Here is a 20,038-nt window from a genome sequence, read left to right on the forward strand (position 1 = left end):
GGGCCCGCCGTCGTTCTCCACACTTTCAGGAACAGCCCTCGAACTGCGGGACCGCGATGGTGCTGAGGTTCAGGCCGGCCTTGCCGAACCACTTGTGCAGCAACTTCGAGGCCGTCCCGTCCTGGTACATGGTGGTGATGGCTCGGTTGACCGCCTCGCACCCCGCGACGTCGCCCTTGTGCATGCCGACCCCGGTCCGCTGCTCGTTGAACTGGGCGTTGACCAGCCGCAGCCCGCTGCCGTCCTGGACGGCCAGGCCGGCCAGGATGACGTCGTTGGTGGTGATCGCGTCCAGCCGGCGGTCCTTGAGCGCCGCCAGGCAGGCCGCGTAGTCGTCCACCGGCACCACCTCCGCGGCCACCTTGCGCTCCTCCAGGACCCGCTGGGTCGCGTTCGAGCCCTTCACCTGGCAGATCCTGCGGCCCTTGAGGTCACGGACGTTCTTGATCGACGGCTCGTCCGGCCGTACCAGGATGTCCTGGTAGGAGATGTGGTACGGCCCGGCGAACAGGACCTTCGCCTTGCGGTCCTGGCTGATCGTGTACGTCGCCAGCACGAGGTCGGCCTTGCCGTTGAGCAGGACCTTCTCCCGGTCGGATGCCAGCACCGGGATGAAGGTGAAGTCCTTGCCGAGCTTCTGGGCGATGTAGCGGGCCACGTCCACGTCGAAGCCCTCGAAGCTGCCGTCGGACTTGCGCACGCCGACCGACGGCAGGTCGGGACGGACCCCGATGACGATCGTGTCCTTGTCCATGATCGACTCCTGGCCGCCCATGCCGCACGCCCCGGCCAGCAGCGCGGTCAGGACCAGCACCGCCGGTAGCAGCCGCTTCATCGGTACTCCTTGAGCCGTGGCCACACCCCGGCGATGACCAGCAGGCCGAGGCCGCCGATCGCGAACGGGAGCAGCCGCCACAGATTGTCCAGCGCGCTCTCGCCGGCGTCCGTGGCCCGCTTGAACACCGCCTCATGCTGCTCGGCGAGCTTCAGCAGCGCCTGGTCGTAGGCATCGAAGGACTCGCGCACCGTCCCCAGCCTCGCCGACACGGCCTGGCTGGCCTGGCCGCTGGCCGCCAGCGCGCGGAACTTGGCGTCGGCGTCCTGGAAGCGCGTGTACGCCTCGAGCGCCCGCTCGCCGTCGTCCCCGCCGAGCTCGGTGCCCAGCAGGCCGAGGAAGTTCTTGGCGCCCTGCGCCACCTTGGCCTGGTAGGTGTCGAGGTTCCCGGCCTCCAGGTAGATCACCGACTGGGACTTGTCGAGGAAGGTGTGCTCGTAGGTGTCGGCCCGCCCCTTGTCGAGCAGGAACCGGCTCTGGTCGCCGTGCAGGCTGTTGCTGATCGCGCGGGCTCTGGCCAGGGTGAGCACCGAGTCGAAGCCGTCGGCCTTGGCGGTGCGCAGCTCTTGCGCGTCCCGGCCAAGCACGTTCACCCCGGCGAGCAGCGCGACGACGGTCACGACGGTCGCCGCAAGCAGCGCCGGCCCGAACACTCGGCGAAAGCGCCGTGCCAGGAAGACCTGCAGCCAGACCAGGCAGGCCAGGGCCAGCAGCCCGGCCACGATCACCGCGAACCGTACGATCGGCACCATGACGCTCTTCTCGTCATAGGTGCTCCGCACGATCGTGCCGCTCTCCAGCGTCAGGTTGTAGGCCTGGGGGAGCAGGACCAGCCGCATCAGGTCGGTGGCCTGCCGATACACCTCGACCACCTTCTGCGGCGGCGGCCCCGCCGCGTGACCGGACTGGGTGTCGAGCAGCAGCGCCTGCCCGGCCAGCCGCTCGTAGCGGCCGAGGCCGTCGAGCACGGACTGGACGGTCTGCCGCTCGGCGGGATTGTCGCCGGACAGCTCGAACGCCTTCAGCAGCGCCTGGTTGGCCTCGGAGCGCCGCCGCTCGTACTGGGCGATGGCGGCCTGGCGCTGCCGGGCGTACTCCTTGCCCATCAGCAGCGCGTCGGCGACCTGCGCGTCCATGTCGCTCAGCCCGAGATACAGGCCGGCGGTGGCGACGACCTGCGGGCCCGCGTCGCGGCCGATCACCGTCAGCCCGTCGCGCGCGCTCACACTCCCGGCCGCCAGCGCGGCGAAGAGCAGCGCCAGGGAGGCCACGGTGATGCCGGAGATGACCCGGATCCTCCCCGGCACACTCCGGCGCGCCGGAGCCCCTGGCGGAGCCAGGCCGACCTGGCCGGGCGGCCTGGCCTGGACGATGGTCATGGTCCCCCCTCGCGGATCGTGACAGCGGTCGTGACAGCGTTCATGACGATCCTCTCGCCGGTCATGGCGGCCCTCTCGCCGGTCACGGGGTGCCTTCGCGGATCGTGATGACGGTCCAGGCGCCGACGTGGATGCGGTCGCCCGCGCCCACCCGGACCGGCACGTTGACCGCGACCGGCCTGCCGTTGACCTGGGTGCCGTTGGAGGAGCCCGGGTCGACGAGCGTCCAGGAGCCGTCGTGCCCGGCGAGCAGCACGGCGTGCAGATGGGACACGCCAGGGTCCTCGGGCGGCCCGGTCAAGTCGATCTCCGGCCGCAGGTCGCGGCCCCGGCTGCGGCGGCCGATGCGTACCTGCTCGCCGGACAGCGCGAAGGACCGTTCGGGGCAGTACGGCGGGAAGGCGACGGCGTCGGCATCGGGGCCGCCCTCGGCGATCACCTTCTCGTAGTAGGCGCGGTCGGCGGCGGTGACCGCCTCCCAGCGCGCTCCGGCCATCGGCGGCGCCATGGTGGGCGCGGCGCCCGAGTAGTCGTGGCCGCACACCTCGCAGAACTGCCCGGCACGCGGCGTCTGGCAGACGGGACAGTCTTCCACCGCGGCGCCGGAGCCGACGCCGGCCGGCGCGGCGGACGAGGTGACCGGTGGCGGTGAGGCGGCCAGCTGGAGGCCGCAGACGTCGCAGTATTCGTCGTCGCCCGACGTGTGGCCCTGGGGGCAGGTCGCCATCAGCTGCCCTCCCCGTTCTTGCGCAGCTTGCTGGTACGCACCGAGCCGGTGTCGAGCTCGATCGCGTCGGCCTTGTCGACGTTCTTGCGCAGCCGGGCGGTGCCGGAGGCCGGATCCACCTCGACGACCTTGTCGAGCAGGCGGGCCGTGTCCTCGCGTCCCGAGTCGGCGGCGAGCTGTTTGGCCTTGGCCAGGCGGGCCGTCGCCTTCTCGACGTCGCCGGCCGCGCGGGCGCTCAGCCCGTCCTGGATCAGCTCGTGCAGCTCGGCCTGGCCGGTGTAGTGGGCGACCTTGCCGTTGATCCGGGTGGACTGGGCCAGGTCGTCGGTCCACTGGGCGAGCACGTTGCCGCTGGCGAAGACCTCCTGGGTGTCGGGACGGAGCAGTTTCACCCAGCCCGCGCGGATCTCGCTGCCGATCTGGCCGGGCGGCACCTCGACGCACAGGTGGTACTCGCGGTCCTCGGTGCCCCACGAGCCGGTCGGGTAGTCGCCGGTCAGCGGGTTGACGTCGGTGCGCTTGCCGGTCAGGTCGAGCAGCGTCGGGGAGACCTGCTTGACCCACTTGAGCGTCGCCGTCTGCGGCACCCACACCCGCATCACCAGTTCGGCCACGGTCTTGCTCATCGAGGTCTGGGTGAGGTTGCGGAAGAAGTCGGCCAGGTCACCCTGGTTGCGGACGAAGTCAAACGTACCCAGCAGCGCCTCGGCGACCTTGCGCAGCTCGGCGGGCACCCAGTCGTCGCCGACGCCGAGGCTGTCGCAGACGAACGCGCCCTCGCAGCGGGCCAGCGCGTCGGCGAACACGTTGTCGCGCTCGTTGTTCTGGCCGTCGGTCATCAGGATGGCGTGCTTGATCGCGTTCGGGTGGGCCGACAGCAGCTGGGCCGCCAGTTGCAGCCACTGGCCGATCGAGGTGCCGCCGCCGGCGGAGAGCTTGCCGATGGCCCGCTGCGCCTCGGCCCGGGTGGCCGCACTGGCCCTGACCAGCTGGGGGCCGTTCGGGTAGACGACACGGGCCCGGTCGGTCCCGGCGATGACCGCGAAGTGCACGCCGTCGCGCAGGGTCTGCACGGCCGTCGCGGCGGCCGCCCGGGCCTCCCTGATCTTGCCGCCGCTCATCGACCCGGACGTGTCGATGATGATCACTTCCGCGGCCTCGGCCGGGGTGGCGGACTGGGTGGTCACCGTGCCGGTGGAGTTGATCGTGAGGATGGCGTGCACCTCGCGCCCGTCGATCGGGAGGTACTTGTTCTGGTCGATGTGCAGGGTGAAAGTGGGCTGGTCACCCATGTGCGTCTCCTAGAGGGATCAGGACGATGGTCACGTTGTCTTGCCCGCCGGAGTCGAGCGCGTGTCGCAGCATCGCGCGGGCCATGTCCAGAGGGCTGCCGGTGGAAGGGAAGGTGTAGCCGTCGAGGTAGCGCCACAGGCCGTCGCTGCACACGAGCAGCAGGCCCGGGGTCTCCGGCTCCAGTACGCGGACGTGCGGGCGCACGTCGCCGTAGTCGGCGCCGAGCCAGGCGGTGATCTCACCCGTCGGCGCGGCGTCGTCCTCGGTCAACTGGGTGTCGACGATCTGACCGGTCACGGCGGACCGGATGGCGGCCGCCGGAAGAACCCCGACCGGCCGGGTGTCGACGCTCGCCTCGGCCTCGACCGGCCAGGCATCGGTGGGAAGGCCGGCCTCGACCGGCCAGGCATCGGTGGGAAGGCCGGTATCGGCCTGCCGGGTGTCGGTGGGAAGGCCGGTATCGGCCTGCCGGGTGTCGGTGGGAAGGCCGGTATGGGCCTGCCGGGTGTCGGCGGGAGGGTCGGTCGCGACCGGTTGGGTGTCGGCGGACGGGTTGGTTCTGGTCGGCCGGGGGCCGGTGGACAGCCAGTACGCGCGGGAGTCCCCCGCCCAGGCGAGCGTGATCCGGCCACCCTCGACCACGGCCGAGACATAGGTGCAGGCAGGGGCGTCGTCCACCGAGGTGGCCAGCTTGCCCACGGCCCGGCTGGCCAGGCCGAACGCCTCCTCGGTGGAGACACCCCTGGCCAGGGCGGCGCAGGCCGTCTCCACCGCGGCCGCCGACGCCTCGTCGGCGCGCGGCGAGCTGCCCACGCCGTCGCAGACGACGACCACCGTCTGCGTGCCCGTGGACAGCAGCGCCATGGCGTCCTCGTTGCGGCTGCGGCGCAGGCCCTTGTCGGTCACGCCCGCCGTACCGCCGTCGAGTTCGAGCTCCGCGTGGTCGCGGCTGGTGGGCTGGCGCACGCCGCAGCGCTCGCAGTAGCCCTCCGCGTCGACGGCGGGGGCGCCGCAGGACGTACAGGCAGGTGCACCGAGTGGATGCCCGCACGCCTCGCAGAAGGAGTCGCCGGCGAACACAGGGGTCTCGCAGACCGGGCACCGGACGTCCGCCTTCGGAGCGGCGGTGTCGTCCATCACACCCACGTCCGGGGCCGGACCGCGTTGGCCTGGTCGACGAGGGCCTGGCGCTCCTGGCGGGAGCTCGCGGCCACGGCCAGGCGGCGGAAGATGCCCTCCAGCCGCTTGCGTACGCCGGGTTCGGTGAACTCGGCGCCCGCCAGCTTCAGACCGCCCGGTGGTTTGCCGGCGTCGAGCCAGGTCAGCGCGCTCTCCAGGAGCTCGGCGGTGAGCAGTTCGCGGCGGCGCGGGTCGAGGTCGGTGAGGTCGTCGAGGCGGTCGGCCGCGGCCGACAGCTCGTTCGGCTTGCCCGGGTCGGCCGCTCCCGTCGCTCTGGCCACCGCGGCCACGACCGCGAGCTGCGCGGCCACCCGGTGGCTGGACGTGGTCGGCACCTCGTCGAGCACCGCGATCCGGCCCGCCCTGGCCAGCCCGAACGCGGCGCTCACGTAGGAGCGGTCGGTACGCCACACGCTCTCGTACCAGCGGACCGGGTCGCCGTTCATGCACTCCAGCGCGAACGCCAGCCCCAGCTTGGGCGCGCACTCGCCGGGCAGCAGCGAGAAGCACTCGTCGAAGATCGGCGCCGCCCGGTCGGCGTGACCCGAGGCCAGCAGGTGGACCGCCCGGTACCAGGTCACCCGCCAGTCGCCGGGCAGCGTCCGCCCCGCCTCGTCCAGCGCGGAGAGCGCCTGGTCCGAGCCCTGCTCGGCGAGCAGCCGGGCCTTGGTCAGCAGCGTCTCGGGTGTCCGCGCCATCCCCTCGACCTGGCTGACCAGCACGTCGGGATCGCGGCCGACCAGGCCCGCCAGCGCGCCCGCCGCCGGGTCGGCGGGGTCGGCCAGCGGCACCGGCAGCGCGGCCGCCGCCTCCAGCGGGTCGAGCCCGGCGAACACCCGCCCGCGGTCGGCGGCCAGCGCCGCCCCCGCCGCGAGCCGCTCGGGCCCGAACAGCGCGGACTGCGCCGGGTACGGCACCCCCTCCGCCAGCGCGCTGATCTCGCGCAGCACGCCGACGAGCTGTTCCTCCATCTCCTCGGCGCTCTGGAACCTGGCGGCGGGGTCGGGGGCGGTCGCCCGGCGCAGCAACCGCGCGAACGACTCGTTGCCGCAGTCCGCCGGCAGCGGGTTCTCCACCCCGCCCTTGGCCGGGCTGAACGACGGGATGGTCAGCACCGCCAGCGTCCTGGCCACCGTGTACAGGTCGGAGGCGACGGACGAGGGCTGGGTCTCCAGCTCGGGCGCGTGGTAGCCGACCGTGGCCCAGGAGGTGCCCGGCGGCGAGCCGACGCGCTGGACCGCGCCCAGGTCGATGAGCTTGAGCCGATTGCCGACCCTGATCACGTTGGCCGGCTTGAGGTCGCAGTAGACCAGGTCGTGCTGGTGCAGGTAGCCGAACGCGCGCAGGATCTCCCGTCCGTACATGAGCGTCTCGCGCAGCGGCAGCGGTCCCTGGCGGCGCAGCTCGTGCAGCGACTGGCCGCCGACGTACTCCATGACGATGTAGCCGAGGCCGCCGGAGCGCTGGAAGTTGATGATCTTGACGATGTTCGGGTGGTCGACCGTGGTGAGGAACTTCCGCTCGGCCTCCGCCGCCGCCAGCGCCTCGGCGTCGGCGGTGTTCAGCAGGCCCTTGAGCACCACCCAGCGGCCGTCGAGGTTCTCGTCGGCGGCCAGGTAGATCCAGCCGAGGCCGCCGTGCGCCAGGCAGCCCAGCACCCGGTACTGCATGGCCACCAAGTCGTCCTTGGCCAGCTTGGGGGTGAAGGAGAACGAGGTACGGCAGTGCGGGCAGAAGCCGTCGGGCAGCCCGGCGCGCCCCTGCCTGGAGCGGCCGACCGGCTCGCCGCACGCCGGGTTGGCGCAGAACCGCTTCTCCTCGGGCACCATGGGATTGGCCATGATCGCGGTGGCCGGATCCCGATAGGGCACCGACGGCAGGTCGGCGAGCTCGCCCAGCACGCCCGGCCGCGACCGGCCACTGCTCAGCGGGCCGGTCATCTGCCTGCTCACCGGCCGGGTGTCAGGGGAGTCCGAGGGGCTCGACGCCGTCGCCGGGGTCGAGGCCGCGGCGGGCGCGGCGGACGCCGCCGCGTGGCCGCACAGGTCGCAGTAGCCATCTTCGATCGTGCCCGTACAGCCTGGCTGGGCGCATCGGGTCATCGGCCACCTCCGTGGATCGCACGCTGATACAGGTCGACGGCTTGTGCCGCCTTCGTCAGATCGCAGGGAGCGCTCCACAGCAGCAGCCGCGCCCGCTCGTACAGCTCAGTCGCGTCCGGGTCCTCCGCCAGGCCCTTGCGCAACGCCATCGCCTGGCACGCGCCGAGCCGCCCGCGTAGCTCGTCACGCCTGCCGAGCAGCCCCATCAGCGCCGTCGCCGTGGCCTGTGCCTGCTGGGCGGCCTGCTGGGCGCCCTGCTCCAGGGCCGTCAGCCGCCCGGCCCGGTCGAGCCAGGTGCCGGGCGCGGCGTCGAGCGCGTCCAGCTCGCCGGCCAGCGCGTCCACCTTGCTCCGCGGCTGTGCCTGCGGCGGCAGGGCTATCTTCACCACGACCCTGCCGTGGGCCACCCTGGCCTCGCTCTCGGCCGCGCGTACCCGGTCCAGCGCGGCCACCAGCTCCTCGCGCCGTCTGCCGTACTCCTGGCTGACCTGGAGCGCGCGTTCCAGGTCCGCGCGGGTGCTCGCCAGGAGACGCGTGACGCGCTCCAGCTCGTGCTCCGGCGGCGCCGAGCCGAGCGGGTCTTCGAGTACGGCGGTCCGCATCCGCCGCAGATCGGTCTCCGTCTGGGTCAGGTCAAGGGTCTCGCCGAGCTGCCGCCGCAGGTCGCCGACCGCGCGCAGCTCGGCGTCGGCGGCGTCGAGGCGGGGCAACGCCGCGGACCAGACCGTGTCGATCTCCGTCAGTACGTCCGTGGCCTGCTGGAAGGCCGCGTCCATTCGGGCGACGGTTTCGTCCAGGGTGAGCCGCTCGTCCGCCTGGGGGAGCAGGGACCGTTCTTCGACGGGCTTGGCGGCGGCCTTCAGCACCACCGAGCGGCCCGACAGCAGCTCGGTCACGGTGGCGAGCTGCTCCGCGCCGAGGCGGCCGCGGGCGCCCTTGACCTGCTCGGCCGCGCGTAACACCCCCCGATAGGTGTCGTAAAGCGCCCACAGTGCGGCGATGGCGCCCTGCGCGGTGGCCCAGCGGGTCTGGGTCGGGCCGCGCAAGGAGGCGCCCTTGAGTAACTGGTAGGTGGTGTGGGCTTCAAGATCGAGCAGGTCGCCGGAGATGCGGTCGCGCTCGTCGGCTCGGGCGCGCAGTGCGTACTCCGCACCCTCCCTGCTCATGGGTGGTCCCAGACTCATCACGCTCCCCGTGATACGGGCCCCCGAGCCCCGTTGTCTACCGGCTAAACGGCGAAACCGACCGGTTGGTTCCGAGAGTAGGGGAGACCCTGACTTGTCCCTGATTCAACCCTGCCTCACCTGCAATCCGCTTGAACGATCTCGTAACGTCAGAGACATGGGACGCATACTTCTCGCAATCCTGGCGATCATCGCCGTGTTCATCCTCATCGGCCCCCTCGTGGGCTTCGTCTTCACGCTGATCAAGTGGGGACTCATCATCGGAGCCGTGGCCTTCGGCATCATGCTCGTCTCCAAGTGGGCCCGGACGTAGCTTCCTTCGCGATAGCTTCCTTCGCGATAGCTTCCTTCGCGATAGCTTCCTTCGCGATAGCTTCCTTCGGCATAGCGGCGCATAGTGGGTTGATGGAGGCGCGGCCCGCGGTCGACGACGCCGCGCTCGGGCGCGAGGCACTGTCCGTGCTCGAGGCGAACTGGACGGGAACCTCCACCGTTCCCGCTCCAGGTCTCTACCCGCACCAGTGGAGCTGGGACTCGGCGTTCGTGGTGATCGGCCTGGCCAGGCACCGGCCTGACCGGGCTCGTGCCGAGTTGCTCAGTTTGCTGGCCGGGCAGTGGGCGACCGGCATGGTGCCGCACATCGTCTTCCACACCCCCGAGGCGTACTTCCCGGGCCCTTCGGTCTGGCGCTCACAGGACCACGACGCCGCGCCGCGCGTGCTCACCTCGGGTCTCACCTCGCCGCCGCTGCACGCGCTGGCCCTGTGGTGGCTCTACCGGCACACCGGGGACGCCGACTTCGTCAGGCGGGCGTTTCCGGCGCTGGCCGCCCAGCACGCCTACCTGGCCGCCGCGCGCGACCTGGGCGGCTCGGGGCTCGCCGCCATCGTGCACCCCTGGGAGTCGGGCATGGACGACAGCCCGGCCTGGGACCAGCCGCTCGCCGCGCTGCCCGAGATCAGGTACGGCTACCGCACCGTCGAACTCGACGAGCGCCACCCCGACAGCGACCACGACCGCTACGTCTGGCTGGCGCTGCGCTACCGCAACGCCGGCTACCGCGCCGAATACCTGCGCGACGAGCACCCGTTCGCCATCGAGGACCCGATGTTCAACGGGATCTGGCTCGCCTCCTGCCAGGCCATGGCCGAGCTGGCGCCGCTGGCCCGCGCCGACCCGGTGCCCCACGCCGAGCAGGCCCAGCGCATCAGGACGGCACTTCTCGACCGCCTGTGGGACGGTTGCTTCTACGCCCGCGACCTAAGGACCGACCGGTTGATCCGGGTCTGCACGGTTGGCGGCTTCGGCCCGCTGCTCGACCCCGAGCTGCCCAGCGATCGCGTCCACGCGGCCGTCGAGATACTCGAATCGGCCAGGTTCATGGGCGCCACGGGCTATCCGGTGCCCAGCTGCGAGATCCGCGCCGCCCAGTTCGACCGCACCCGCTACTGGCGCGGCCCGTCCTGGGTGAACACCAACTGGCTGCTGCGCCGGGCGGCCGACGTCCACGCGCTCGGCTCGCTCGGCCGGCAACTCGCCAACGGCACGCTCCGCCTGGTCAGGCAGGCGGGGTTCCGCGAGTGCTTCGACCCGTTCGACGGCAGCGGCCGGGGGTGCCGGGACTTCTCCTGGAGTGCCGCGCTCACCCTCGACCTGCTCGCCGATAGCGTGAAGGAATGAGTTTCCTTCGCCGCCTGCCCGCCGACGTCCGCAAGGCCCTGGTCACCGAGCCGGGGGAGCGGGTGCTGACCTTCGCCGCCACCGGCGACGGGCACGTGGTGGCCACCAATCTGGCGCTGCACCTGCCCGGCGGGCTCCGCGTGCCGTACGAGACGATCGACCGGGCCGCCTGGGACGAGGAGGGGCTGAACATCCTCACCATGTCCGGCGAGCGGCACCGCGTGGAGCTGCCGGAGCCGCGGCTGTTGCCCGAGACGGTCCGGGAGCGGGTCAACGCCACCATCGTGGTGAACAAGCACGTGGACCTGCCCGGCCGTGGCGGGGTACGACTGGTGGCCAGGCGCCCGCCCGGCGGTGAGGTGCTGGGGTGGACCCTCGTCTTCGACGACGGCCTCGACCCGAACGACCCGGGCGTACGCGCACAGGCCGAACAGGCTCTTGAGGGCGTACGGCGCAGCATGGGGGTCTGAGGAGCCGGATCGCGCGGGCGGCATGAGTTCGGCCGCCCGGCAGACGGCGGGGCATGCGTGCGCGCCGGGCTTGCGAGTGGGGTGGGACCCCGGGCTTGTGAGTGGGGTGGGACCCCGGGCTTGTGCGTGGGGTGGGACCCCGGGCTTGTGAATGCGGTGGCACGCGAGCGCCCCGGGCATGAGCGGTGGTTCGTCCTGCGCTCATGCCCGGGGCCCAGCGTTGCCCGCGTCTAGTTCCGCTAGTTCCGCAGCAAGTTCCGCGTCAGTGCGGAATGCCGGTTTGGTCGGTCTTCTTCTGGCCGGCCTGCTCGACCTCTTCGCCGGGCCAGCCGGTGCCGGTGTCGTGGTGGTCGTGGCCGTTGAGGAACGGGATCCGATGTTGGAGCGTGTCCCCCACCTTCGACTTGGCCACTCCGGCCGCCTTCGACAGCTGGGCGCCCATCACGCCCGCGGTCTCCTGGAACCTGGGGCTGTCGGCAACGCGTTGGGCGGCCCGTTTGATCTGCTCATACCGTTCGCGGCCGGCCCGGCTGCCCAGGACATAGCCGACGGCGAGACCAATGGCGAATGTCATCCGATAACGCATATTGCACCTCCGCTGTCTCCGGGCCTACCCGAATGACGATGCGACACGCACTCCTCGAGTGCGCTAATCTATTCCTGCGCCCAGGGGAGCGGCCCGCAAGGCCCGCCGATCAGCGCGAACGTTCGATCCCGCGTAGCTCAACGGCAGAGCAGCCGGCTGTTAACCGGCAGGTTATAGGTTCGAGTCCTATCGCGGGAGCAAGGCTGAACCCCCCTTCCCGGGTCTTCGGGGAGGGGGGTTTCTTGTTGCGGCTAGACCGTGGTGTCCCGCTTGCCGGTCAGCACTCCGTAGAGCGCCCAGCCGAGGCCGAGGAGGACGCCGCCGATCCCGGCGACCAGGCCGATGGCGCCGCTGCCGAGGAGGGCCAGAATGGCGATCAGCGCGGCGAAGACGAGCGACAGGGCGAGCATGACCGTGCGGTAGATGTGCTTGTTCATGACCATGACGATCACGGTTCCGGCGTCGCCGGGGTATCCACCGATCGGTGGACATATGGCCATAAGAGGGTAAAACTGCAGATCATGGGGAGTCCCGTGGCGGCGCGGGCCGAGAACGCCTGGCTGCGCTCCTATCCGTTCTGGGACGCGTACTTCGCGGTGGTGCTCATCACCACCGTCATCGCGATGGTGGCGGACGGCGGCCCGCCCATCGCCGTCGGACTGGTGCTCCTGCTGGCCCTTTCCTACGTTCTGGTCGGCCGCAAAGCCGTCCGCGCGGACGCCATCCCCGTGCGGGAGAGCTGGTGGTACGCGGCGAGCATGCTCGTCCTGGTCACCGGAGCCGGGCTGCTGGAGTCGGCGTCGGCGATCGCGCTGTCCGCGCTGGTGCCGATGGCGTTCATGTCGCTGCGGGTGGCGTACGCCGTGGTGCTGACGGCGGCGTTCTTCGCCGCGCCGGTGCTCAACGGACTGACGGCGGTCGGGGAGGACCCGCTGCTGATCCTCCTCGCCCTGGCCGTCGGACTGCCGGCGAGCGCGCTGCTCGGCACGTTCATCAGCCGGCTGTACCAGCAGAACCGCGAACGGGCCGAGCTGATCGAAGAGCTTGACCGCACCCGGGAGGAGCTGGCGGAGGTCAGCAGGGAGGCCGGGGTCCTGGCGGAGCGCGAAAGGCTGGCGGGCGACATCCACGACACCCTGGCTCAGGGGTTCACCAGCATCATCATGCTCCTCCAGGCCGCTGAGGCCGGTCAGGGGGCCGAGCGGCACGTGGCGCTGGCCGTACAGACGGCGAAGGAGAACCTGGCCGAGACGAGGGCGCTCATCGCGGCGCTCGCCCCGCCCGCGCTCGACGGCACGTCACTGGGGCAGGCGCTGCGCCGGCTGGGGGAGGGGTTCGAGGTGCCGGTGGAGGTGACCGTCAGGGGCGAGCCCGTCGCGCTGCCCGCCACCGCCGAGGCGGTGCTGGTGCGGGTCGCTCAGGAAGGGCTCGCGAATGTGCGCAAGCACGCCCGCGCCCGGTCTGCGCGGCTGACGCTGGACTACAGGGGCGCGGCAGAGCGACTGTCGGTGAGCGATGACGGGGTGGCGGCAGTGCGGCCGTCTGTGAGTGACGACGGGGATAGAGCGGTGCGGTTGTGGGTGAGTGACGACGGTGACGGCTTTGAGCCGTCCACCACCTGCGATGGGTACGGCCTGCGGACCATGCGGGTCCGGGTGGCGCGGCTCGGTGGGACCGTCACCGTGGCGGCCTCCCCTGGGACGGGCACGACGGTCACAGTGGAGTTGCCATGCTCGCCGTGCTGATCGTCGACGACCACCCGATGGTCCGCGAGGGCCTGCGCGGGATGCTCGTCGCCGAACCGGACATTGAGGTGGTCGGCGAGGCCGGATCCGGTGAAGAGGCTCTCGCGGTCGCGCCACGACTGCGGCCCGACGTGATCCTCATGGACCTGCGCATGCCGGGCTGCGACGGCGTGACCGCGATCCGGCGGCTGGGCACGGGTTATCGGGTAATCGTGCTTACCACGTACGAGAACGACGCGGACATCGAGCGCGCCATGTCGGCCGGCGCCGCCGGATACCTGCTGAAGGACGTGTCACGAGCCGACCTGGCGGCCGCGGTACGGGCGGTGGCGGGTGGCGAGACCGTCCTGTCGCCGTCGGTGTCCGCCCGCCTGGCGACCTGGCACAAGGCCGGACCCGAAGGGTGGCGCCTGTCGGCGCGGGAGCGGCAGGTGCTGGAGCTGGTCGCGGAGGGATTGACCAATGGGGAGATCGGCCGGCGGCTGTTCATCGGGGAGGCCACGGTCAAGACGCATCTGCTGCGGGCGTACGGCAAGCTGGGCGTCTCCGACCGGACCTCGGCGGTGGTGGTGGCGATGCGGCTCGACCTGGTGCGGCGGCCCGGCGGATAGCGCCTTTCACGCTTTGTAGTCGTAAGGTCACGGGATTTTCGATTTGCCGGGACAAACGGCTGTGGACGGTGAAGGATGGCAGGAGCTGCGGGCACGTCGTGAAGGCGGTGTGGAGAGGGCGCCGCCTGCCAGGAGGTGCCGCCGACCCGGAATCGGCGGGGCGCTCCGTTGATGGAAAAGTGCTGGTTACTGCGTGCGTACCTGGATCAGGTCCCTACGTCCCTTCGATGCCATCGCCGTACAGACGCTCATCGAGCGAACGATCGACATCCGCGAGGCGGAGCGCTTCATCAGGCTCTTCCACGCCGAGAATCCCGGCGCGGGTGACGTGCACGCGCGTCTGCGTGAGGTCGCCAAGGAGATCGCCCGTCATGGGACTTATGCCCATACCTTCGAGGAGCTGCAGTTCGGTGCCAGGGTGGCCTGGCGCAACAGCGGCCGCTGCATCGGGCGGCTCTACTGGCGCTCGTTACGGGTGCGCGACCGCAGGCAGGTGACCAGCGCCGAGGGCGTGGCCCTCGAGTGCGTGGCCCATCTGCGCGACGCGACAGGTGAGGGCAAGATCCGGCCGACGATCACCGTGTTCCCGCCGGACACGCCTGAGCGGCGCGGACCCCGGGTGCTGAACGAGCAGCTCATCCGGTACGCCGGGTATCGCATGCGCGACGGGTCGATCGTGGGGGATCCCCGCTACGTCGACTTCACCGAGAAGGTCAGGCGGCTCGGCTGGCGGGGCGGGAAGGGCGGCAGGTTCGATGTGCTGCCCCTGGTCATCCAGCCGGGGCGCGGGCAGAGGCTGCTGTGCAATCTGCCGGGCGACGCGGTGCTGGAGGTGCCCCTCACGCATCCGGACCATCCGTGGTTCGCCGACCTGGGGCTGCGCTGGCATGCCGTGCCGGCCATTTCCGGCATGTGCCTGGAGATCGGCGGGCTCTGTTATCCGTGCGCGCCCTTCAACGGCTGGTACATGGGGGCGGAGATCGGTGCCCGCAACCTCGCCGACACCGACCGCTACGACCAGCTGCCCGTGGTCGCCGGGCGGCTCGGGCTGAACACCGCCTCCGACCGGTCGCTGTGGCGGGACCACGCGCTGGTCCAGCTGAACGTGGCCGTGTTGCACTCGTTCGAGCAGGCGGGGGTGACGATGACCGACCACCACACGGAGTCGAACCGGTTCCTCACGCACCTGGGACGGGAGGAGAAGGCGGGGCGGGTGTGCCCGGCCGACTGGTCGTGGATCGTGCCGCCCATCTCCGGCGGCACCACACGCGTCTTCCACCGCTACTACGACAATCCCACGATGACCCCAGCTTTCGTCCACCACACCGGCTGAACAGAGGGTCGTCTTGCCTTTCATCACTAGAATATGATTCTGTTGCCCTATGGCGGAACTCGTTCTCTCCTCGGCCGATCAAGGCGTGCTCACCCTGACCTTCAACCGTCCCGACCGGCTCAACGCCTGGACGGACGCGATGGGCCGGTGTTACTTCGACCTTCTCCAGGAGGCCGAGAAGGACCCGAACGTGCGGGCCATCGTGGTGACCGGCGCGGGCAAGGGATTCTGCTCGGGCGCCGACTTCCAGACGCTCAGCGCCATCCAGACCGGAGACTACGACGAGACGCCGGACCCGCGCCCCAACACCTTCCCCACGACCATCGCCAAGCCGATCATCGCCGCCGTCAACGGCGCCTGTGCCGGGCTGGGGGTGGTCCACGCGCTGGCCTGCGACCTGATCTTCACGGCCGAGGACGCCAAATGGACCACGGCCTTCCCGCGCCGCGGCCTGATCGCCGAATACGGCCTGTCGTGGATCCTGCCCCGCCTCATGGGCCAGCAGAGAGCCATGGACATCCTCCTGTCGGGGCGGGTCTTCACCGGCGCGGAGGCCTACGAGCTCGGCCTGGCCAACCGCTCGATCCCGGGCGACGCGCTGCTCGCCTCAGCCCAGGAGTACGCCCTGGAGCTCGCCACCCACAGCTCCCCGGCCTCCATGGCCGTCATCAAGCGTCAGGTCTGGAACGACTGGAACATCACCCTGGACGAAGCGGCCAAGACGGCGACCCAGGAGATGCTCGCCTCCTTCAACCGCCCGGACTTCGCCGAGGGCGTCGCGAGTTTCCTGGAGCGCCGCCCGCCGAACTTCCCGCCCCTGTAGTCAGAGGGGTTCCCGAAGACCACGCAGAAGGTGTCCGTGCGCACGTTGCGGCGGCGAGCCGGTGAACCGGAGGAGCGTGCCTCTGGACGGGCCCGGCTCTGTGCGGTGGGTCGGACTGGCCACGGCCGGGGCCAAGAAGACGCACGTCACGGCGCCCAGCCACCTCCACCGGAGGAGCGTGCCCCTGGACGGGCCCCGGCCCCGGTTGGCGGGTGGGGCCCACCGGGCCTGCCGTAACAAAGAATGTCGCTCTTAAGAGAAGTGCGGGCCTGCACGAAGAAACGCGCCCACAGCCACCCAGTCAGGACACCCGCCGCGCACCCGGGGACGGGGTGGCGGGGAGGAAGCGGGGAGGCTGCCAGCCGCGCTCGGCGTAAGCCGCGCGCACCGACTCCTTCACGGCCTCCAGGCGTTCGTCGGACACCAGCGCGATCGCCGAGCCGCCGAAGCCGCCCCCCGTCATGCGGGCGCCCCGGGCGCCGCCGCGCAGCGACGCCTCCACGGCCAGGTCCAGCTCCGGCGACGACACCTCGTACTGGTCGCGCAGCGACAGGTGGGAGGCGTTCAGCAGCGCCCCGATCTCCGTAATCGCCCCGGCCCTGAGCAGGCCGATGAGCGCCTCGACGCGGTGGTTCTCCGTGACGACGTGCATCGTGCGCTTGCGCTCGGCGCCCTGCAGCTGGTCGAGCGCCCCGGCCAGGTCCGTGACGTCGCGCAGCGCCGCGACCCCCAGCTTGCGGGCCGCCGACTCGCACTCCGCGCGGCGCTTGGCGTACTCGCCGCCCGCGTGCTCGTGGTGCACCTGCGTGTCGATGATGAGGATGGTCAGCCCATGCGCGGCCAGGTCGAGCGGGATGTTGCGGGAGCCGAGCGAGCGGCAGTCGAGGAACAGCGCGTGCCCCTCGGTGCTCAGCGCGGACGCCGCCTGGTCCATGATGCCGCACGGCATGCCGACGAAGTCGTTCTCCGCCCGCTGGCTGAGCTGGGCGAGCTCCATGGGCGTCATGCCCAGGTCGTACAGGTCGTTGAGGGCCGAGGCGATGGCCACCTCCAGTGCGGCGCTCGAACTGAGCCCGGCGCCCTGGGGCACGTCGCCGTCGATGGCGATGTCGGCGCCGTGCACCCGGTCGCCCAGCATCGCCAGGATGCCGACCACGTAGCGGCTCCAGCCCTGTGACTCCTCGTGACTGGAGATCACCAGCGGGTCGCCGGACGACTGCAGGGACAGCAGCCGGATCGTGGCGTCCTCGCGCGGGCTGACGGCCGCCGTGACGCCCCACGGCACCGCGAAGGGCAGGACGAAGCCGTCGTTGTAGTCGGTGTGCTCGCCGATCAGGTTGACGCGGCCGGGCGCGTGCCAGACCGTCCGGGGGTCGGCGCCGAAGGCGGCCCGAAAAGCATCGACAACGCGCATAATCCAACACTCCTCAACAAAGGTCCGACCGTAGACTAGCGCCATGGAGGAGTTGGTGGATCCGGGGCTCGGCTCTGTCCGGGTCTTCCTGGTCCGCGACGACAACAAAGCGCGCAAGCTCAAGTACAACCTGGGCCATCCCCGCGTGCTCACGTTCGGCGGCGCCTACTCCGGTCACATCAGGGCTGTCGCGGCGGCCGGGCGCCGAGATGGGTTCGCGACGATCGGGGTGATCCGCGGTGAGGAGACGTTGCCGCTCAACCCGTCGCTGGCGTACGCCGTGTCCTGCGGCATGCGGCTCACCTATCTCGACCGGGGGACATACCGCCGCAAGCACACGCCCGAGGTGCAGGCCGCGCTGCGGGAGCAGTGGGGTGACGTGGCGATCCTGCCGGAGGGGGGCAGCAACGCGGCGGCCGTACGCGGGTGCGCCGAACTGCCCGGCGAGATCGGCGGTGACTACGACGTGATCTGCTGCGCGGTCGGCACCGGCGGCACCCTGGCCGGGATCGCGGCCGGGTTGCCGGAGGGCCGGCGGGCGATCGGGTTCGCGGTGCTCAAGGGGGCCGGGTTCCTCGGGGATGAGGTGGCGCGCCTGCAGCGCGAGGCTTACGGGCGCGTGTGGCCGAACTGGTCGGTGAACCTGGACTACCACTTCGGGGGCTACGCCCGCTCGACGCCGGTTCTCGACGACTTCATCGCGAAATATCGGGTCGAGGGGGTGTATGTCGGGAAGATGCTCTACGGCGTCTTCGACCTGGTACGGCGGGGCGCCTTCCCGCCGGGCACCCGCATCGTCGCGGTCGTCACCGGTGAGCCGTGGAGCCCGGCGGCCGATCAGCCGAGGGGCCCGGCGGCTGATCAGACCTCGACCCCGGCAATCAATCAGCCCTCGACGCCGGTCCAGGAGTGCGGCGCGCCCACCGGTTTGGACTCCGGCGACCCGCGCTGCCGCAAGTAGATCGACAGCGCCACCATCGACAGCACGGCGAGCAGCTCCGACTGCCAGTTCTGCAGGCTCCGGTTCCAGAACTCCGGTGAGGTGAAATAGGCGCCCCACGAGACCGGATCCCGCAGGTCGAGCAGCCGCTGCGAGTTGTACGCCGCCACCCCGGCCACCGACTGCGCCAGCCACGACAGCACGAAGACGATCCCCATCACCAGCCCGAGCGAGTTGCTGTACAGCTGGAGCCGAAGCCCGCCGACCTTGGCCCAGGCCGGGGAATCGGGTCGCGCGTAGCGGCCGACGAGCTGCTTCTCGTCCGACCCGATGCCCGCCTCCTTGGGCTCCTTGGACTCGGGCGAACCCTTCTGCACCAGCCAGATCGTCATCGTGATGAACAGGAAGAACTGCAGGTATTCGGACTGCCAGTTCTCGGCCACGTCCACGGCGAAGTCCGAGGACGTCACGTACGTGAAGACCGACACCGGCTCCCCGCCGTTGACCAGCTGCTCGTCGTTGAACTGGCCCGTCCCCGCGATGGCCTGCCCGGCCAGCGTCAGCAGGAACATCACCAGGAACGCCAGCGACAGCCCGTTCTCCTTGATCTTCTGCTTCATAGGCGGACCAGTCCCGTCGTGAAGAACCAGATCAGCCCGGTCGCGATGACGATGAGCGTGATCGTGAACATCACCCGCATCAGCTCTCCACCTCGCAGTCATAGGGTCGGTCTCCCTGCGGACGGCAGCTCGCGGCCGTGACCCGCCACCCGTCCTGGTAGCGGTGGAGGAAGAGCGTGTCGCCCGCCAGCCGTACCTGGGCGTCGTCGCCCCAGACCTGCGCCGAGGTGACCGGCCCGGCGCCGCCCAGCTTGAGCTCGCGCAGCGCGTCGGCGCACGTCTGGCCGCGGTCGGGCAGCTTCTCCGCGGTCTGCTGGGAGAGCAGCGCGCAGGCGGCGTCCTCCTGGTGCGCGGCGAGGGCGGCGTGGAAGCGCTCGGCCGTGCGGGCCGGGGCGGTCGCGTCCACGGCGCATCCGGCGAGCAGTGCCATCGACAGCACGGCGAGCAGCATCCTCATGCGCCCCCCGCTACCCAGTTATGTGGCGGGCATGCTGTCAGCCGAGCTGGTCGAGGATGGGGGTGACCAGCTGGTTCAGTTCGCGGACCAGCACCGCCAGGGCCCGCGCCGCGCTCTGCTCGACCTCGTCATGCGGCCCTTCGGGCTCCGGCGGCAGGTCGTCGAGCGGCACCGGCACCTCGACCAGCAGCGTCGCCCGCAGGAACGGGATCCTGGCCAGGTCCTGCTGCGTCGGCTCGACATACTGGCCGAACGTCTCCTGCCAGCCCAGCCAGCCGCGGTCGCGCCACCAGGTCCGTGAGCGGGTGAGCTCCTCGGGCAGCGGGGAGACCAGCCTGATCCGCGCGTTGAGCGTGCCGTCCCACGTGTTGCGGTGGCAGGTCGCCTCAAGGATGCGGCGGTCCCAGCGCACGTAGCCGGGGTTCAGTGACGGCGGCGTGGCCAGCCGCCAGGCCGCGCAGGCGAACCTGACCGGCGCGATGTCGCCCCACTCGAACTCTTCGAGGTTCTTGCGCACGTGTACGGCATAGCGCCCGTCACGATCCCTGTCGAACTCCTGGTCGATCCAGAACGCTTTAGCCATGGCCCCTACGCTACGGCGCGCCGAACCGGGATGGTCGGAAGGTCCCGAGATCGGGGAACGTGCTGTGACCAGAGCGA

Annotated in this window: 21 protein-coding genes and 1 tRNA gene; 9 read left to right on the forward strand and 13 right to left on the reverse strand. The window is 70.9% G+C overall.

All coding sequences use genetic code 11. The annotated features are described in order from the left end of the window. Positions 1-25: 25 nt before the first annotated feature. From ACIBO2_RS52980 to ACIBO2_RS53010, 7 genes are all read right to left on the reverse strand, one after another. Positions 26-835, reverse strand: a complete 810-nt coding sequence (locus tag ACIBO2_RS52980; RefSeq protein WP_358535819.1) for a transporter substrate-binding domain-containing protein — start codon at positions 833-835, stop codon at positions 26-28. Further along, a complete protein-coding gene (locus tag ACIBO2_RS52985) occupies positions 832-2,214 on the reverse strand; it encodes a hypothetical protein (RefSeq protein WP_358535821.1) in 1,383 nt (460 codons plus the stop codon). Before ACIBO2_RS52985 ends, ACIBO2_RS52980 begins: the two co-directional genes overlap by 4 nt. Positions 2,215-2,296: 82 nt before the next feature. Continuing rightward, positions 2,297-2,941 carry an FHA domain-containing protein gene (locus ACIBO2_RS52990; protein ID WP_358535823.1) on the reverse strand — a complete coding sequence of 215 codons (645 nt, stop codon included), beginning with the start codon at positions 2,939-2,941 and terminating at the stop codon, positions 2,297-2,299. Then, a complete protein-coding gene (locus ACIBO2_RS52995; RefSeq protein WP_358535826.1) occupies positions 2,941-4,233 on the reverse strand; it encodes a VWA domain-containing protein in 1,293 nt (430 codons plus the stop codon). Before ACIBO2_RS52995 ends, ACIBO2_RS52990 begins: the two co-directional genes overlap by 1 nt. Then, complete coding sequence (locus ACIBO2_RS53000) at positions 4,226-5,371, reverse strand: PP2C family serine/threonine-protein phosphatase (protein ID WP_397304857.1); 1,146 nt, start codon at positions 5,369-5,371, stop codon at positions 4,226-4,228. The genes ACIBO2_RS52995 and ACIBO2_RS53000 overlap by 8 nt, the downstream gene beginning before the upstream one ends. After that, complete coding sequence (locus ACIBO2_RS53005) at positions 5,371-7,515, reverse strand: tetratricopeptide repeat protein (RefSeq protein ID WP_358535830.1); 2,145 nt, start codon at positions 7,513-7,515, stop codon at positions 5,371-5,373. Before ACIBO2_RS53005 ends, ACIBO2_RS53000 begins: the two co-directional genes overlap by 1 nt. Next, positions 7,512-8,681 carry a hypothetical protein gene (locus ACIBO2_RS53010; RefSeq protein WP_397304859.1) on the reverse strand — a complete coding sequence of 390 codons (1,170 nt, stop codon included), beginning with the start codon at positions 8,679-8,681 and terminating at the stop codon, positions 7,512-7,514. The genes ACIBO2_RS53005 and ACIBO2_RS53010 overlap by 4 nt, the downstream gene beginning before the upstream one ends. A gap of 175 nt (positions 8,682-8,856) precedes the next feature. Here ACIBO2_RS53010 and ACIBO2_RS53015 point away from each other — a divergent pair, with 175 nt between their 5' ends. The 3 genes from ACIBO2_RS53015 to ACIBO2_RS53025 all read left to right on the forward strand — a co-directional run bounded on the left by ACIBO2_RS53015 (position 8,857) and on the right by ACIBO2_RS53025 (position 10,849). Further along, the gene (locus tag ACIBO2_RS53015; RefSeq protein ID WP_357947682.1) at positions 8,857-9,012 is read left to right on the forward strand and encodes a hypothetical protein; all 156 of its coding nucleotides are present in this window, start codon (positions 8,857-8,859) and stop codon (positions 9,010-9,012) included. Between the two features lie 92 nt (positions 9,013-9,104). Then, positions 9,105-10,379: an MGH1-like glycoside hydrolase domain-containing protein gene (locus tag ACIBO2_RS53020; RefSeq protein WP_358535834.1), complete on the forward strand. Its 1,275-nt coding sequence runs from the start codon at positions 9,105-9,107 to the stop codon at positions 10,377-10,379. Beyond that, positions 10,376-10,849 carry a hypothetical protein gene (locus ACIBO2_RS53025; RefSeq protein WP_358535836.1) on the forward strand — a complete coding sequence of 158 codons (474 nt, stop codon included), beginning with the start codon at positions 10,376-10,378 and terminating at the stop codon, positions 10,847-10,849. Before ACIBO2_RS53020 ends, ACIBO2_RS53025 begins: the two co-directional genes overlap by 4 nt. Positions 10,850-11,111: 262 nt before the next feature. Here the strand turns inward: ACIBO2_RS53025 and ACIBO2_RS53030 are convergent, their stop codons facing one another. Continuing rightward, on the reverse strand, positions 11,112-11,435 hold the full coding sequence (locus ACIBO2_RS53030) for a YtxH domain-containing protein (RefSeq protein ID WP_357947691.1): 324 nt from the start codon (positions 11,433-11,435) through the stop codon (positions 11,112-11,114). A 126-nt stretch (positions 11,436-11,561) separates the two neighbouring features. Between ACIBO2_RS53030 and ACIBO2_RS53035 the strand changes: the two genes are divergently transcribed. Next, positions 11,562-11,633: transfer RNA gene (locus tag ACIBO2_RS53035), tRNA-Asn, on the forward strand. A gap of 53 nt (positions 11,634-11,686) precedes the next feature. Here ACIBO2_RS53035 and ACIBO2_RS53040 read toward each other — a convergent pair. Next, the gene (locus ACIBO2_RS53040) at positions 11,687-11,872 is read right to left on the reverse strand and encodes a hypothetical protein (protein ID WP_358535838.1); all 186 of its coding nucleotides are present in this window, start codon (positions 11,870-11,872) and stop codon (positions 11,687-11,689) included. A gap of 84 nt (positions 11,873-11,956) precedes the next feature. Here ACIBO2_RS53040 and ACIBO2_RS53045 point away from each other — a divergent pair, with 84 nt between their 5' ends. The 4 genes from ACIBO2_RS53045 (at position 11,957) to ACIBO2_RS53060 (ending at position 15,947) form a co-directional block, all read left to right on the forward strand. Then, positions 11,957-13,180, forward strand: coding sequence for a sensor histidine kinase (locus tag ACIBO2_RS53045; protein ID WP_397304860.1), 1,224 nt, complete (start codon positions 11,957-11,959; stop codon positions 13,178-13,180). Next, entirely contained in the window at positions 13,165-13,791 is a 627-nt protein-coding gene (locus tag ACIBO2_RS53050) for a response regulator transcription factor (RefSeq protein ID WP_358535842.1), read from the forward strand. The genes ACIBO2_RS53045 and ACIBO2_RS53050 overlap by 16 nt, the downstream gene beginning before the upstream one ends. Positions 13,792-13,984: 193 nt before the next feature. Next, positions 13,985-15,124, forward strand: a complete 1,140-nt coding sequence (locus ACIBO2_RS53055; RefSeq protein ID WP_358535844.1) for a nitric oxide synthase oxygenase — start codon at positions 13,985-13,987, stop codon at positions 15,122-15,124. A 49-nt stretch (positions 15,125-15,173) separates the two neighbouring features. Then, positions 15,174-15,947 carry an enoyl-CoA hydratase-related protein gene (locus ACIBO2_RS53060; protein ID WP_358535846.1) on the forward strand — a complete coding sequence of 258 codons (774 nt, stop codon included), beginning with the start codon at positions 15,174-15,176 and terminating at the stop codon, positions 15,945-15,947. A gap of 301 nt (positions 15,948-16,248) precedes the next feature. Here the strand turns inward: ACIBO2_RS53060 and galK are convergent, their stop codons facing one another. Next, positions 16,249-17,361 (reverse strand): galactokinase, encoded by a 1,113-nt coding sequence (gene galK / locus ACIBO2_RS53065; protein ID WP_358535848.1) that lies wholly within the window; start codon positions 17,359-17,361, stop codon positions 16,249-16,251. A gap of 43 nt (positions 17,362-17,404) precedes the next feature. Between galK and ACIBO2_RS53070 the strand changes: the two genes are divergently transcribed. Then, positions 17,405-18,322, forward strand: a complete 918-nt coding sequence (locus ACIBO2_RS53070) for a 1-aminocyclopropane-1-carboxylate deaminase/D-cysteine desulfhydrase (RefSeq protein ID WP_358535850.1) — start codon at positions 17,405-17,407, stop codon at positions 18,320-18,322. Here the strand turns inward: ACIBO2_RS53070 and ACIBO2_RS53075 are convergent. The 3 genes from ACIBO2_RS53075 to ACIBO2_RS53085 all read right to left on the reverse strand — a co-directional run bounded on the left by ACIBO2_RS53075 (position 18,247) and on the right by ACIBO2_RS53085 (position 19,961). Then, positions 18,247-18,921, reverse strand: a complete 675-nt coding sequence (locus ACIBO2_RS53075) for a DUF6766 family protein (RefSeq protein ID WP_358535852.1) — start codon at positions 18,919-18,921, stop codon at positions 18,247-18,249. The two genes, ACIBO2_RS53070 and ACIBO2_RS53075, sit on opposite strands and share 76 nt — an antisense overlap. 79 nt (positions 18,922-19,000) lie before the next feature. Next, positions 19,001-19,378 carry a hypothetical protein gene (locus ACIBO2_RS53080; protein WP_397304861.1) on the reverse strand — a complete coding sequence of 126 codons (378 nt, stop codon included), beginning with the start codon at positions 19,376-19,378 and terminating at the stop codon, positions 19,001-19,003. A 37-nt stretch (positions 19,379-19,415) separates the two neighbouring features. Further along, positions 19,416-19,961, reverse strand: coding sequence for a hypothetical protein (locus tag ACIBO2_RS53085; RefSeq protein ID WP_358535856.1), 546 nt, complete (start codon positions 19,959-19,961; stop codon positions 19,416-19,418). Positions 19,962-20,038 lie beyond the last annotated feature (77 nt).

This window comes from Nonomuraea sp. NPDC050022 (assembly GCF_044460705.1).
In the GTDB taxonomy this organism is placed as follows: Bacteria; Actinomycetota; Actinomycetes; order Streptosporangiales; family Streptosporangiaceae; genus Nonomuraea.

What these genes read in the sequence shown, in the direction of transcription:
- ACIBO2_RS52980 (WP_358535819.1), bottom strand. Translation starts at nt 835, where the DNA reads ATGAAGCGGCTGCTACCGGCGGTGCTGGTCCTGACCGCGCTGCTGGCC.
- ACIBO2_RS52985 (WP_358535821.1), bottom strand. Translation starts at nt 2,214, where the DNA reads ATGACCATCGTCCAGGCCAGGCCGCCCGGCCAGGTCGGCCTGGCTCCG.
- ACIBO2_RS52990 (WP_358535823.1), bottom strand. Translation starts at nt 2,941, where the DNA reads ATGGCGACCTGCCCCCAGGGCCACACGTCGGGCGACGACGAATACTGC.
- ACIBO2_RS52995 (WP_358535826.1), bottom strand. Translation starts at nt 4,233, where the DNA reads ATGGGTGACCAGCCCACTTTCACCCTGCACATCGACCAGAACAAGTAC.
- ACIBO2_RS53000 (WP_397304857.1), bottom strand. Translation starts at nt 5,371, where the DNA reads ATGGACGACACCGCCGCTCCGAAGGCGGACGTCCGGTGCCCGGTCTGC.
- ACIBO2_RS53005 (WP_358535830.1), bottom strand. Translation starts at nt 7,515, where the DNA reads ATGACCCGATGCGCCCAGCCAGGCTGTACGGGCACGATCGAAGATGGC.
- ACIBO2_RS53010 (WP_397304859.1), bottom strand. Translation starts at nt 8,681, where the DNA reads ATGAGCAGGGAGGGTGCGGAGTACGCACTGCGCGCCCGAGCCGACGAG.
- ACIBO2_RS53015 (WP_357947682.1), top strand. Translation starts at nt 8,857, where the DNA reads ATGGGACGCATACTTCTCGCAATCCTGGCGATCATCGCCGTGTTCATC.
- ACIBO2_RS53020 (WP_358535834.1), top strand. Translation starts at nt 9,105, where the DNA reads ATGGAGGCGCGGCCCGCGGTCGACGACGCCGCGCTCGGGCGCGAGGCA.
- ACIBO2_RS53025 (WP_358535836.1), top strand. Translation starts at nt 10,376, where the DNA reads ATGAGTTTCCTTCGCCGCCTGCCCGCCGACGTCCGCAAGGCCCTGGTC.
- ACIBO2_RS53030 (WP_357947691.1), bottom strand. Translation starts at nt 11,435, where the DNA reads ATGCGTTATCGGATGACATTCGCCATTGGTCTCGCCGTCGGCTATGTC.
- ACIBO2_RS53040 (WP_358535838.1), bottom strand. Translation starts at nt 11,872, where the DNA reads ATGAACAAGCACATCTACCGCACGGTCATGCTCGCCCTGTCGCTCGTC.
- ACIBO2_RS53045 (WP_397304860.1), top strand. Translation starts at nt 11,957, where the DNA reads ATGGGGAGTCCCGTGGCGGCGCGGGCCGAGAACGCCTGGCTGCGCTCC.
- ACIBO2_RS53050 (WP_358535842.1), top strand. Translation starts at nt 13,165, where the DNA reads ATGCTCGCCGTGCTGATCGTCGACGACCACCCGATGGTCCGCGAGGGC.
- ACIBO2_RS53060 (WP_358535846.1), top strand. Translation starts at nt 15,174, where the DNA reads ATGGCGGAACTCGTTCTCTCCTCGGCCGATCAAGGCGTGCTCACCCTG.
- galK (WP_358535848.1), bottom strand. Translation starts at nt 17,361, where the DNA reads ATGCGCGTTGTCGATGCTTTTCGGGCCGCCTTCGGCGCCGACCCCCGG.
- ACIBO2_RS53070 (WP_358535850.1), top strand. Translation starts at nt 17,405, where the DNA reads ATGGAGGAGTTGGTGGATCCGGGGCTCGGCTCTGTCCGGGTCTTCCTG.
- ACIBO2_RS53075 (WP_358535852.1), bottom strand. Translation starts at nt 18,921, where the DNA reads ATGAAGCAGAAGATCAAGGAGAACGGGCTGTCGCTGGCGTTCCTGGTG.
- ACIBO2_RS53080 (WP_397304861.1), bottom strand. Translation starts at nt 19,378, where the DNA reads ATGAGGATGCTGCTCGCCGTGCTGTCGATGGCACTGCTCGCCGGATGC.
- ACIBO2_RS53085 (WP_358535856.1), bottom strand. Translation starts at nt 19,961, where the DNA reads ATGGCTAAAGCGTTCTGGATCGACCAGGAGTTCGACAGGGATCGTGAC.